The 12,672-nt window shown below is 73.2% G+C and carries 9 protein-coding genes; 5 read left to right on the top strand and 4 right to left on the bottom strand.

Translation table 11 applies throughout. The annotated features are described in order from the left end of the window. Positions 1 to 44: 44 nt before the first annotated feature. Entirely contained in the window at positions 45 to 2,447 is a 2,403-nt protein-coding gene (locus WBG99_RS19890) for a cation-translocating P-type ATPase (RefSeq protein ID WP_338897581.1), read from the top strand. A 168-nt stretch (positions 2,448 to 2,615) separates the two neighbouring features. On the opposite strand, the gene WBG99_RS19885 is transcribed toward WBG99_RS19890, so the two are convergent. The 4 genes from WBG99_RS19885 to WBG99_RS19870 all read right to left on the bottom strand — a co-directional run bounded on the left by WBG99_RS19885 (position 2,616) and on the right by WBG99_RS19870 (position 8,538). Beyond that, entirely contained in the window at positions 2,616 to 3,404 is a 789-nt protein-coding gene (locus WBG99_RS19885; protein WP_338897580.1) for a DUF5707 domain-containing protein, read from the bottom strand. A 226-nt stretch (positions 3,405 to 3,630) separates the two neighbouring features. After that, complete coding sequence (locus WBG99_RS19880) at positions 3,631 to 4,173, bottom strand: MOSC domain-containing protein (RefSeq protein WP_338897579.1); 543 nt, start codon at positions 4,171 to 4,173, stop codon at positions 3,631 to 3,633. Positions 4,174 to 4,224: 51 nt separating this feature from the next. Further along, positions 4,225 to 7,350, bottom strand: coding sequence for a molecular chaperone Hsp90 (locus tag WBG99_RS19875; protein ID WP_338897578.1), 3,126 nt, complete (start codon positions 7,348 to 7,350; stop codon positions 4,225 to 4,227). Positions 7,351 to 7,611: 261 nt separating this feature from the next. Further along, entirely contained in the window at positions 7,612 to 8,538 is a 927-nt protein-coding gene (locus tag WBG99_RS19870) for a DUF3027 domain-containing protein (RefSeq protein WP_338897577.1), read from the bottom strand. Between the two features lie 650 nt (positions 8,539 to 9,188). Here WBG99_RS19870 and WBG99_RS19865 point away from each other — a divergent pair. The 4 genes from WBG99_RS19865 to WBG99_RS19850 all read left to right on the top strand — a co-directional run bounded on the left by WBG99_RS19865 (position 9,189) and on the right by WBG99_RS19850 (position 12,667). Then, a complete protein-coding gene (locus WBG99_RS19865) occupies positions 9,189 to 10,535 on the top strand; it encodes an MFS transporter (protein WP_338897576.1) in 1,347 nt (448 codons plus the stop codon). Between the two features lie 78 nt (positions 10,536 to 10,613). Continuing rightward, positions 10,614 to 11,084, top strand: a complete 471-nt coding sequence (locus tag WBG99_RS19860; protein WP_338897575.1) for a hypothetical protein — start codon at positions 10,614 to 10,616, stop codon at positions 11,082 to 11,084. A gap of 16 nt (positions 11,085 to 11,100) precedes the next feature. Continuing rightward, positions 11,101 to 11,817: a futalosine hydrolase gene (locus tag WBG99_RS19855; RefSeq protein ID WP_338897574.1), complete on the top strand. Its 717-nt coding sequence runs from the start codon at positions 11,101 to 11,103 to the stop codon at positions 11,815 to 11,817. Further along, positions 11,807 to 12,667 carry a 1,4-dihydroxy-6-naphthoate synthase gene (locus WBG99_RS19850; RefSeq protein WP_338897573.1) on the top strand — a complete coding sequence of 287 codons (861 nt, stop codon included), beginning with the start codon at positions 11,807 to 11,809 and terminating at the stop codon, positions 12,665 to 12,667. Before WBG99_RS19855 ends, WBG99_RS19850 begins: the two co-directional genes overlap by 11 nt. Positions 12,668 to 12,672 lie beyond the last annotated feature (5 nt).

Here is a 12,672-nt window from a genome sequence, read left to right as displayed (position 1 = left end):
CACTCGGCGGGTGGAGCCCCACATCCGCACGTACGGTCGAGGGCATGACGCACATCGACGCGGGCACCGGCCTCGGTCCCGCGCACCCCACCGCGGCCTCATCCACCGGGCGGGCGCGTGGTCTGACGGCCGCCGAGGTCGCGGAGCGGGTGGCCCGCGGCGAGGTGAACGACGTCCCCGTGCGCAGCAGCCGCTCCATGGTGGACATCGTCCGCGCGAACGTCTTCACCCGGTTCAACGCGATCATCGGCGTGCTCTGGGTGATCATGCTGGCCGTGGCGCCGATCCAGGACAGCCTGTTCGGATTCGTGATCCTCGCCAACACGGGCATCGGCATCATCCAGGAGTGGCGGGCGAAGAAGACCCTCGACTCCCTCGCGGTGATCGGTGAGGCGAAGCCGACGGTCCGGCGGGACGGGGTGGCCGCCGACGTCGGCACGTCCGGCATCGTGCTGGGCGACCTCATCGAGATCGGGCCCGGCGACAAGATCGTCGTCGACGGGGAGTGCGTCGAGACCGACGGCCTGGAGATCGACGAGTCGCTGCTCACCGGTGAGGCCGACCCGATCGTCAAACAGCCCGGCGACCAGGTGATGTCGGGCAGTTTCGTGGTCGCGGGCGGCGGGGCGTTCACCGCGACGAAGGTCGGGCGGGAGGCGTACGCGGCCCAGCTGGCCGAGGAGGCGAGCCGCTTCACCCTCGTCCACTCCGAGCTGCGCTCCGGCATCTCCACGATCCTCAAGTACGTGACGTGGATGATGGTCCCGACCGCGATCGGACTGGTCATCAGCCAGCTGATCGTGAAGCAGAACGACTTCAGGGACTCGGTCGCCCGCACGGTCGGCGGCATCGTCCCGATGGTCCCCGAGGGCCTGGTCCTCCTCACCTCCGTCGCCTTCGCGATCGGCGTGATCCGCCTCGGCCGCAAGCAGTGCCTGGTGCAGGAACTGCCGGCCATCGAGGGCCTGGCCCGCGTCGACACCGTCTGCCTCGACAAGACGGGCACCCTCACCGAGGGCGGCATGGACGTCACCGAGCTGCGCCCCCTCAACGGCGTCGACGAGTCGTACGTACGAAGGGTCCTCGGCGCCCTCGGTGCGTCGGACCCCCGGCCGAACGCGTCGCTGCGGGCCGTCATCGACGCCTGCCCGGACGACGGCGAGGACTGGCGCCGTACCGGGTCGCTGCCCTTCTCCTCGGCCCGCAAGTACAGCGGCGCGTCCTTCGGCGAGGGCGACGGCGGGTCCAGCACCTGGCTGCTCGGCGCCCCCGACGTCCTGCTCCCCGACGACGACCCGGCCCTCACCGAGACCGAGCGGCTGAACGAGGAGGGGCTGCGCGTCCTGCTGCTCGCCCGGGTGACCGGTGACCTGGACGATCCCGAGGTCGCCCGGAGCGCGCACCCCGCCGCCCTGGTCGTCCTCGAACAGCGGCTGCGACCCGACGCCGCCGACACCCTCCGCTACTTCGAGGAGCAGAACGTACGGGCGAAGGTCATCTCCGGCGACAACGCGGTCTCGGTCGGCGCGGTGGCCGGAAAGCTGGGCCTGACGGGTGCCGTGGTGGACGCCCGCCGGCTCCCCGCCGAGCGGGACGACATGGCGGGGGCGCTGGACTCCGGCACGGTCTTCGGCCGGGTCACCCCGCAGCAGAAGCGGGACATGGTCGGCGCCCTCCAGTCCCACGGCCACACGGTCGCGATGACCGGCGACGGCGTGAACGACGTGCTGGCCCTGAAGGACGCCGACATCGGTGTGGCGATGGGTTCGGGCTCGGAGGCGACGCGAGCGGTCGCCCAGATCGTCCTGCTGAACAACAGCTTCGCGACGCTGCCGTCGGTGGTCGCGGAGGGCCGCCGGGTGATCGGCAACATCACCCGCGTCGCGACGCTCTTCCTCGTGAAGACGGTGTACTCGGTGCTGCTGGCGATCCTGGTGGTCTGCTGGCAGGTGGAGTACCCCTTCCTCCCCCGCCACCTGACCCTCCTCGCCACCCTGACGATCGGCGTCCCGGCCTTCTTCCTCGCCCTGGCACCCAACAAGGAACGCGCGAGACCGCACTTCGTACGGCGGGTCATGCGGTACGCGATCCCGGGGGGCGTACTGGCGGCGCTGGCCACCTTCGCCACCTATCTGATCGCCCGTCACCACTACTCGGGCGAGGGCGCGTTGGCCGCCGAGACCAGTGCGGCCACCCTGACCCTCTTCCTGATCTCCCTGTGGGTGCTGGCCATCATCGCCCGCCCGTACACCTGGTGGCGCCTCGGCCTCGTCGCCGCCATGGCCACCGGCTTCCTCCTCGTCCTCGTCGTCCCCTGGCTCCAGGACTTCTTCGCCCTCCGGCTGGTCGGCACGACGATGCCGTGGCTGGCGGTCGGCATCGCGGCGGGGGCGTCGGCCCTGCTGGAGTTCCTGTGGCGGTGGGTGGACCGGCGGTTCCCGGCGTAGGCGTCCCGGCGAGGGCCGTGCGGGCGGCTCCGGCAGGCATGGCGGGGAGCACGAGGACGGCGTCCCCACGCGCCGGCCGGGCCGACCAGTGCGACCGCGCCCCACGGACGGCGGAAGGCGCCGGCCCCGGGAGAACCCGGAGCCGGCGCCTTCCGCCGCTGTCGCGCCCTACTTCACGTCGATCGCGTCGGCCGCGGAGGTCACGGCCGCCGTGCCCGAGCTGCCGGCGAAGACGTAGCGGTAGGTGCCGTCGACGGTCGCCTTGACGGTGGTCTTCAGGGCGCCCGTGGCGGACGTCCTGACCGTCTTGACGTTCTTGTAGGCCGACGTGCCCTTCTTCTTGAACTGGAGCTTCACCGGCTGGCGGCCGTAGCCCGGGAACGTCTCGGCGTTCCAGTTGGCGCGGGTCAGCTTGCTGGTGACCGTGATGGTCTTGCCCTTCTTGACGGGCTCGGGGGCGGCGTTCGCGCCCTTGAGCTTCGTCTGGCGCTGGATCTTGAAGGTCTTGGCGGGGTCCTTCATGACGTAGTCGCCGTCCTTGGCCGGAGCGAGCGCCCAGACCTTCCAGGTGCCGGCCACCGAGTTGATCAGGTTCTGCTGCGTCTCGACGGTGAATCTCGCCTTGCACTTCGCCGTCGTGGCGCTCGCCTTGGTGCAGGTGGCGAGGCTGTCGTCGTTGCCGTTGGCCACGGCACCGCTGTCGGCGGATTCGAGGCTCGCTCCGCGGTACAGGACCACGGTGACCTCCTTGAGCTCGATGCCCGAGTTGTCACTGGCGGTGAAGGAGACCGTGAAGGTCTTCTTGCCGGAGCCCACGACGACGGGCTTGCCGCCGTTGACCACGACGTTGGAGATCTTCGTGTCCCCGGAGGTCGGAGCCGCCTGCGCGGCCGGAGCGACGAAGGCGGTCAGAGCCAGGGCACCGGTGACGGCGCCCACGATGGCACGCTTGTGCAATGTATTCCCCACGTGGAAGGGATCTCGCGGCATGTCTCCGGGCACACGGGATCCGGTCTTGGTCTGAGGAGCCTGTCGGCTTCCGGGAGTCCTGCGACTCCCGGGGAAACCGTCGGCTCGGGTGATCAGAGCCACGAGGGGCGCGCATGGTTGTACGAGATTCGAATTTCCTGTGGAGATGTGGGACGGATCACAGTGACATCGTGCGCACACCCGGCAAAAGCCGCTACACACGCTCCAGCGGCCGATGCGGCCCCGCGGGAAGCCCGACCTCGATCGCGTCACCGGGGCGGACCCGGCCGCCCTGCCGCACCACACCCATGATCCCGGACTTGAAGACGAAGTCCCCCGTCGTGGCGTCGAGTTCGAAGACCTCCCTGAGCAGGCCCTGCTGGAAGGTGTCGAGCTTCGAGCACGGGTTGCGCAGGCCCGTGACCTCCACGACCGCCTCGTCGCCGAGGCGCAGCAGCGCCCCGGTGGGCAGGCCGAGCAGGTCGATCCCACGGGTGGAGATGTTCTCGCCGAGCCGGCCTGCGGCGACGGTGAAGCCCTTCCCGGCCAGCTCGTCGAGGAGTTCCTCGTGGAGGAGGTGCACCTGACGCAGGTTGGGCGCGTCCGGCTCGTACGTCATGCGGAACTGGTGCTTGATGGTCTCCCCCGCGTGGACGTCGCCCTCGACGCCGAGGCCGGCGAGCAGCGTGATGCTCGTGCGGTTCGGCTTGCTGAAGGTGTACGTCTCGTTCGCGCTCACCGCCGTGACCCGCGCCATCCTGGTGCCCGCCCGCCTCTCACCGTCCGTCCTCGCCCGCCCTCGTACGTGTCAGTCGAACCAGCGGTCGCGGGCCAACTCCTCGGTCCTGGAGGGGTCTTCGAGCAGCGCGGCCACCTCGAAGCGGCGCGGCCACTGACCGGCCGCCCAGGCCAGCCCGGCGGCGACCCCCTCCAGGGTGGCGGCGTGCAGCACGCCGTCCCGGGTCCGGCGCCAGTCCAGCTCGACACCGTCGACGACGAGTTCCTCGTGCTCGAAGTAGCTCGCGGGTGTCCGCGGGCCCAGCAGGACCCGCACCGGTTCCGGTACGTCGTGCTCCGTGCCCTCCGAGTCCACCTCGCCCGTCACCGACTCGCTCAGCCGCCGCACCTGCAACAGGTCGGCCAACTCGGCGGCCCGCGACGGCCGTACGGGGAGCAGGGGCACACCGGAGGTAAAGGGCAGCAGGTCGGGCGAGTCGACGACCACCGCGTCCGCCGCGTCCACGACGGTCACCTCACCGTCCACCACGGCACGCAACTCATCCGGGAGGGTTACCTGTTCGGGGTCCAGGTCCGCCAAAGCGCCATAGAGACCGTGGAGTTGGGCAGCTCCGACCGGACGGTCCGGGTCGGCCAGGCGGTCCAGCAGCTCGGCGGCGCCGCCCGGCTCGTCCAGCAGCGCGGCCACGGACGTGCGGACACCCAGCGCCCGGAGCACCTGCTCGTCGTCGAAGCCGCTGGCGTCGGCCTCGTCGTACAGACCGCGCAGCAGCGGATCGCCGCCGGCGGCCAGGAGACCGGCGGGGCGGCGGCCGTCGAGGACCGGGTGACCGCGCAGCCACCAGGCGGTGTAGGGGCGTACGACCTCGTGCGTGCCGTCCGGCAACAGGATCCGCAGCGGCTGGACGAGCGCGTCGCGCAGCGGCGGCCGGGCGAGCAGGGCGAGCGCCTCAGGCCACCGGTCCTCGTCGACGAGGTCGAGGTCGCGCACGGCGACGATCTCGGTCGCGACGGGCGGCACCGGGCTGTCGGGGAACCGGTCGAGGATGTCCTCGCACCACACGTCCACCGCGTCCAGCAGCCCCGCGTCGTCGGGTTCGGCGAAGTCGCCGTCGCGCGGCTCCAGTTCGTCCGGGTCGAGGACGACGTCGGTGGCGCGTACGAGGGCGAAGTCGGCCAGCACGCCGCAGGCGGCCAGCGGCTGTTCGCCCCAGCGATCGGCCAGCTCGGCGTCCACGAAGGCGAGTTCGTCCTCGCGCATGACCTGGGCGAAGTGGCTGCCGGGGAGGACGAGTTCACCGGCGGGGGCCGGTTCGCCGTCCTCGTCGGTCAGGGCGAGGGCGCCGAGCCAGGGTTCGTCACCGGGGTCGAGGGCGGCGTCGCGGACCAGTGCGAGCACGAGGTCGGCCAGTTCCTCGGCGTCCGGCCGTCCGTCCTCCTCGTCCCACACGCCGTCGTCGTCGTCCAGGGATGCGGCGACGGCGGCCCGCACCTGCGGGGTGGTGAGCACGGCGCGCGGAGTCGCGGGCAGGGCGCCCAGCTTCTCCAGCAGCGGATGCGCGGCATCCGGGTGGGCCACCTTCAGACCGAGGCGCGCCAGGGTCTCGGGGGCCGTCCCCGGTCCGTCGGGGGTCGGGAGGAGGATTTGGCGGGGCCCGATCGTCGTCCGGCCGTCCGCGAGCGGCACCGGCAGCCCGAAGAGGCGGTCCGGGGCGACGCCGGCGAGGCTGTCGTAGAGCCGCCGCCACCAGTCGGGCTCCTTCTCCAGGCCCGCGAGCCGGTCGATCGCGTCGCCCAGCGGGACCCGCCCGACGCCCAGGGTGCGCAGCTCCGCGCGCCGTTCGAGCCCGGCGGGCAGCAGGCTCGGCAGCACGTCGGCGAGGACCCGTACGGTCTCGGCGCCGGCGCCCTCGACGACCTCCGCGTCCCGGGGGCGGATCGCCTCGGGGAGGTCGTCGTCGGGTCCGGGTGTCACCGCGCGCGGCAGGAAGGAGGTCCGCGGCAGCCGTTCGAGGATCGCCCGGCGCAGGGCGCCGTCCAGCTCCCCCTTGCCCAGCGGGCCGGGGACGAGGTCGATGATCCCCTCGCCCACCGGCTCCCAGGCGGCGAGGAGTCCGGCGTACGCGTCCGCCGCGCGCTGGACGAGGAAGTCGGTGAGCGGCCCGGACGCGGCGTGCCGCCGCGTGGTGTCCAGCGGGAAGGACGCGATGAGCAGCGCGGGCACGCCGAGGGCCTCGTCGCTGGGTGTGGGCGCGTGCACGACGGGGCTGGTGCGCGGCCGTGCCGGCGCGCCGTCGGGTCCGGTCGGCACCGCCCAGGTCACCGACCAGTGGGGCCGCAGCCGCTCCTCGACGGGCCGGTCCGCGAGCAGCCCGGCCTCGATCGCCCCGTGCTCGGCGACGGTCCGCCAGCGCGTGGCCCCGTCCCGCGAGTCCTCGACGACGACGTACGCCCCCTCCACGCGCCGCCGCAGCGTCCGTACCTCACCGGGACCGTTCTCGATGATCACCTCGTCGAGGCCGGGCAGCGCGAGGAGCAGCGCGTCGTCGACGCCGCGCAGCAGCCGCTCGGCGAGATCGGCGGCGGCGGTGTCGCGCAGCGGCAGGATGACGACGGTGTCGTACGAGTCCGGCGCGGACCCCTCGGCCGCGAACGGCAGCCGCAGCAGCGGCACATGCCCGTCACGGCGACGGATCTCGTCCCCCAGCCCGGGGCTGTGCCGGGCGGTGTCGGCTGCCAGCAGCCGGGCCTCGGCCAGCGACCAGCGGATACCGCCGTGCCGCCCGACGACGGCGGGCTCGTCGGTCACGGCGAGGACCGCGGCGAACCCCACCCCGAAACGGCCCACCGCGCCGTCATGGGTGTCCCGCTTGGCGGACGCGCGGAGCGTGGACAACGACTCGACACCGGCCGCGTCGAGCGGGGCGCCGGTGTTGGCGGCGACGAGGACGCCGTCACGGAGGGTCAGCCGCAGCCGCCCCGGGACCTTCGCCCTGGCCGCCGCGTCGGCGGCGTTCTGCGCCAGCTCCACGACGAGGCGGTCCCGGTAGCCGCCGAGGACGAGATCCTCCTCGGCGTTGGCGTCCTCGCGGAACCGGGCCGGACTGGTCGCCCAGGCGTCCAGCACGCCCCGCCGCAGCCGAGCCGTCCCGAACGGGTCCGCGCCCTCGGCCGCCGGCCGCACGAACTTGCTCACGGTTCACCTTCCCTGTCGCCTGGTGCACGAAGGTACCGCGTGGCCGGCGCCGCGAGCGCCGGGCGCCTCAAGAGGTCGAGTGAGATGTGGTGGGCCGGTGCAGGTGGTGTGTGGTTGCCCGCACCCCTGAAGGACACGGCACTGCGGGCCGAGAACGGGGCGCAACCCCTCGCCTCTCAGGGGCGCGGCAAACGCGCGGCAGGCCCGCACCCGCCCGCACCCGCCCGACGACAAGCCAGGCACCCGAGTTCCCAGGCGACCCTACGAGTGCCCCAGGTCGGCCTCGGACTCGGCCGCGTCCACCGGCACCGACCCGGAGTCCGGCGACGGCCGCAGCGGGAACGGGTCCACGCGGGTCTCGTCGAGGCGCGGGGGAGCCGGCCGTGGCGCCTTCGGCATGACCGCCGCCTCCGAGTGCCCCCCGCACCCGTACGTCAGGGAGACGACCCGGCCGTCGGCCGGCGCGAACTCGTTGGCGCACACCCCGAACGCCTGCCCGAGCGACCCCCCGATCGGCACGAGGAATCCGCAGCTGACGCAGGACGCTGGTGCCGCCTGGGCCATCGCGGTCTTCGCCCCGAACCCTTCCTCCCACCGGTCGGCGGCCGTGTGCAGCCCGTACCGGGACAGGACCCGGGCCCGCCGCATGCCCAGTTCCTCGGCGACCGCGGCGATGGACCCCCGGGTCGGCGCGAGCGGCAGGTTCGCCGGGGCCCCTGCGGTGATCTCGGCGTCCTCCGCCTCCACCAGCTCGGCCATGTCGTGCGAGACCGGGGAGTTCGGCAGCGGCTCGTCCTCGCCGGAGAACCCGGGCTCCAGCCGCAGGTCCTCGGCGTCGGTGGGCAGCAGGTCACCGGGGCCCATGTCGCCGGGGCGGAGCCGCTCGCTCCACGGCACCCACTCCGGCGCGAGCAGCGCGTCGGGGCCCGGCAGCAGGACGACTTCGTCCAGCGTCACGAACTTCGCGCGTGAGGCGCGGGCGACGGTGACGGCCCAGCGCCAGCCCCGGTAGCCCATCTCCTTGCACTCGAAGAAGTGCGTGACAACCCGGTCGCCCTCGGAGACGAGCCCCGCGTGCTCGCCGACCACACCGGGCGCGGCGGCCTCCTCGGCGGCGGCGCGGGCGAGGCCGACGGCCTCGGCACACAGACGGTCGGGGGTGCGGCTTCGCGTTGTCGCTGCGCTCACAGGTATCGCTTCTCTCCTACGCCGTCTCACGAGTGCGCCTCCCTCGGCGAGAGTGCGGACGGAGCGGACCGGAGGGCCGCGTCGACGTCCGCGCCCGATCGCACTCGGGCGCACCTATGTCATCCATTCTGCGGGATGAACGAGAGGCGCGCGGCCGAGAACAACCGCCGCAGGCGCTCCATGCACGCTACCTTCTCCGAGGCTCCGCGCCCACACCGACGTAACGGTTCCGCGATTCCGCTGCGCTCGGCTTCGGCCGGGGAGGGGCAGAGAGGGCTCGACAGGCACCGTCGCCCGTTGGCGGGAAACCGGCGGCCCGGTCCCCGGCCCCCCGCGTGAGAGCTCGGACGGGTCAGCTCGCCGGGCGTCCGCAGGCGGGGACCGGGGCCGGTCGCGCCCACGACGGCGGAGCCGCGTACCGGGCACGGCCCCGCACCTCTCGACAGCCACGGGCGCACCCCGTTCCTCGAGTGTGCGGGGAACCGCGAGACCAGCCGAACACGCCCCGCACCCGCCCGCTCACCGCTGACACCCCACCCCGTGGCCGCCCCGGGGCCATCCGAGCGGTAACCGCGCTACGCCCTGGGTTATCGGGGCACTATGACGAGGTGACCGGCGCCGAGCGGAGCGAAGCGCGCGGATCGGGTCGGGTGACCGGGGCCGTCCGCTCGGTGGGCCGTGCCCTCCACCTGCCGGTGACGGGCCCGGCCCGAGGCATCCGAAGGGCGACCCACGCCCACGGCGCCGGCGAGTCCGGCCTCGGCAAACTCATCGAGCTGCACGGCGTGAACGGCGCCGGGGACGTGATGATCACCGTGTCCCTCGCCTCCACGGTCTTCTTCTCCGTCCCCACGGACGAGGCGCGCGGCCGGGTCGCCCTCTATCTCGCCATCACCCTCGCCCCCTTCGCCCTCCTCGCCCCCGTCATCGGCCCTCTGCTGGACCATCTCCCGCACGGCCGCCGCGCCGCGATGGCCGGCGCGATGCTGGCCCGCGCCCTGCTCGCGCTGCTCCTCGTCGGCGCGGTCGAGACCGGCGGCCTGGAGCTCTACCCCGCCGCGCTCGGCGTGCTGGTCGCGTCGAAGGCGTACGGGGTGGTCCGCAGCGCGGTCGTGCCCCGGCTGCTGCCGCCCAAGTTCTCGCTGGTCAAAGCGAACTCCCGGGTGACCCTGTGCGGCCTGCTCGCCACCGGCGTCGCCGCGCCGATCGGGGCGGGGTTGCAGGTGCTGGGGCCGCGCTGGCCGCTCTACGGCGCCTTCGTGATCTTCATCGCGGGTACGTTCCTCTCCTTCACGCTCCCCTCGAAGGTCGACTCGGCCAAGGGCGAGGGCCTGGCCCTGCTCGCCGCCGACCCCGAGCATCTGCACGGCCCGCACCGCAGCAGCACGCTCAAGCGGCCGGGGCTGCGGACGGTCGGCCCGGCGGTCACGCACGCGCTCGCCGCGAACGCGGCCCTGCGCGGCCTCTCCGGCTTCCTGATCTTCTTCCTGGCGTTCCTGCTGCGTGTCCACCCGCTGCACGGGCAGAGCGCCGCCGTCTCGCTGGGCATGGTCGCCGTGGCGGCCGGTACGGGGAACGCGCTCGGCACGGCCGTGGGGGCGTGGCTGAAGCAGCGCGCGCCGGAGCTGATCATCGTGACCGTCGTCGCCGTCGAACTCGGCGTGGCGGTCACGGCGGCGCCGTTCTTCGGCACGATCCTCATCGCCTGTCTGGCGGCGGTCGCCGGGTTCTCGCAGGCCATGTCGAAGCTGTGCCTGGACGCCCTGATCCAGCGCGACGTCCCCGAACTCGTGCGGACCTCCGCGTTCGCCCGCTCCGAGACCCTCCTCCAGATGTCGTGGGTGGTCGGCGGCGCCGTCGGCATCGCCCTCCCCCTCAACGGCACCCTCGGCATGGCCGTGGCCGCCGCGATCGTCGCCGCCGGCTGGCTCACCACCGTCCGCGGCCTCCTCTCCTCCGCCCGCCACGGCGGCGCCCCCCGCCCCCACGCTGCGTGACCCGGCGAAACGGGTTCCGACCCGGCACGCCGTACCCCACGTAGGGGCACCTCTGGACATGCCAGATAGCCTTCGCCCATGACCTCCCAGCGTTCCCGTCGCGCCGCAGCCACTCTCGGCGCTGTTTCCGCCGGACTTCTCGTCCTGTCGGCCTGCGATGAGCCGACGCCGATGGCCACCGTCACGATCGGCACCGACTCCATCAGCTCCGAGGCCGCGTGCTACCGCTCACTCGACGCCGCCGAGGCCAGGGAGTGCGCGCAGGAGAAGCCCTCCAAGTCGATCGAGCTGCCCCAGGGCGAGACCCTGCGCATCGGGGTCGACCCGGAGATCGCGGAGACGGGCTGGGCCCTGTGGATCAACGGGGAGCAGGCCACCAACAACACGTTCGACAGGACGTACTGGTCCTTCGAGAACGCCGACCTCTTCGCCACCCAGCCCGGTCAGGCCGCCCAGAAGTCGCTCACCATCAGCGTCGTCGAGCAGAACCAGGAAGGCTCGGAGATCAAGGGCGTGTGGAACTTCAAGCTGACGAACCCGGACGCCTGATCCACACCCGCCGCCCATGCGCATCCTCGTAGCCACCGCCGTCCCCGTCGAACGGGACGCGGTGGCACGGGCGCTCCCGGGCCCCGGCACCGACGTACGCCTCCCGGCGGCCACCCTCCACCGCCGCCACGCGGTGGGCCACGACTACGACCTCCTCGCCGCCGGTGTCGGCCCCGCGCTCGCCGCCGCCTCCACCGCCGCCGCGCTGACCGCCGCCGCGCTCGGCGGCAGGCCGTACGGGCTGGTCGTGTCGGCCGGTATCGCGGGCGGCTTCCCGCCCGAGGCGCCCGTCGGCTCCCTGGTCCTCGCCGACGAGATCACGGCCGCCGATCTCGGCGCCGAGACCCCCGACGGCTTCCTCCCGGTCACGGACCTGGGCTTCGGCACCGTCACCCACCACCCCCCGCAGGCCCTCGTACGCGCCGCCGCGACCGCCACCGGCGCCCGCACCGGCACCGTACTGACCGTCTCCACCGTCACCGGCAGCGCCGAGCGCGCGACCGCCCTGCGCGACCGCCACCCGCGCGCCCTGGCCGAGGCGATGGAGGGCTTCGGGGTCGCCGAGGCCGCCGCCGCGCACACCAGCCCCGTCCTCGAACTGCGCGCCGTCTCCAACGCCGTCGGGCCGCGCGACCGCGCCGCCTGGCGCGTCGGCGACGCGCTGACCGCGCTCACCGAGGCCTTCGGGAAGCTGACGCCCGCACTGGACAGTTGGGACCCCTATGAGCTCTGAGACGCTGAACGGCACGCTGCGGATGGCCTATTCGCCCTGCCCCAACGACACGTTCGTCTTCGACGCCTGGGCCCACGGCCGGATCCCGGGCGCCCCGGCGCTCGATGTGACCTTCGCGGACATCGACATCACCAACGGCATGGCCGAACGCGGCGACCTCGACGTACTGAAGGTGTCGTACGCCGTCCTGCCGTACGTCCTCGACGACTACGCGCTGCTGCCGTGCGGCGGCGCGCTGGGCCGGGGCTGCGGCCCGCTGGTGCTGACGCGGGATCCGGGCACGGAACTCACCGGCCGTACGGTCGCCGTGCCGAGCGAGCGGTCGACCGCGTATCTCCTCTTCCGCCTGTGGGCGGCGGACGCGCTGCCCGGCGGGGTGGGGGAGATCGTGGTGATGCCGTTCCACGAGATCATGCCGGCCGTGCGGGACGGGAAGGTCGACGCCGGGCTCGTCATCCACGAGGCCCGGTTCACGTACCAGGACTACGGCCTCCACAAGCTCGCCGACATGGGCGAGCACTGGGAGGGCACGACCGGCCTGCCGATCCCCCTCGGCGCGATCATCGCCAGGCGGGCGCTGGGCGAGGAGACGCTGACCCTGCTCGCCGAGACGATCCGCACCTCGGTCCGCGCGGCCTGGGACGACCCCGAGGCCTCCCGACCGTACGTCCTCGAACACGCCCAGGAGATGGACCCGGCCGTCGCCGACCAGCACATCGGCCTGTACGTCAACGAGTTCACGGCGGACCTGGGCGAGGACGGCTACGCGGCCGTCAGGGGCCTGCTCACGCGCGCGGCGGCCGAGGGGCTGGTACCGCCCCTCGGCCCGAACGCGCTCGCATTCCCTTGAGAGCC

The organism is Streptomyces sp. TG1A-60 (genome assembly GCF_037201975.1).
In the GTDB taxonomy this organism is placed as follows: domain Bacteria; phylum Actinomycetota; class Actinomycetes; order Streptomycetales; family Streptomycetaceae; genus Streptomyces.
The sequence above is the reverse complement of the archived record's forward strand: the minus strand, read 5'-3'. Positions and strand labels throughout refer to the sequence as shown.

What these genes read in the sequence shown, in the direction of transcription:
- WBG99_RS19890 (WP_338897581.1), top strand. Translation starts at nt 45, where the DNA reads ATGACGCACATCGACGCGGGCACCGGCCTCGGTCCCGCGCACCCCACC.
- WBG99_RS19880 (WP_338897579.1), bottom strand. Translation starts at nt 4,173, where the DNA reads ATGGCGCGGGTCACGGCGGTGAGCGCGAACGAGACGTACACCTTCAGC.
- WBG99_RS19860 (WP_338897575.1), top strand. Translation starts at nt 10,614, where the DNA reads ATGACCTCCCAGCGTTCCCGTCGCGCCGCAGCCACTCTCGGCGCTGTT.
- WBG99_RS19855 (WP_338897574.1), top strand. Translation starts at nt 11,101, where the DNA reads ATGCGCATCCTCGTAGCCACCGCCGTCCCCGTCGAACGGGACGCGGTG.
- WBG99_RS19850 (WP_338897573.1), top strand. Translation starts at nt 11,807, where the DNA reads ATGAGCTCTGAGACGCTGAACGGCACGCTGCGGATGGCCTATTCGCCC.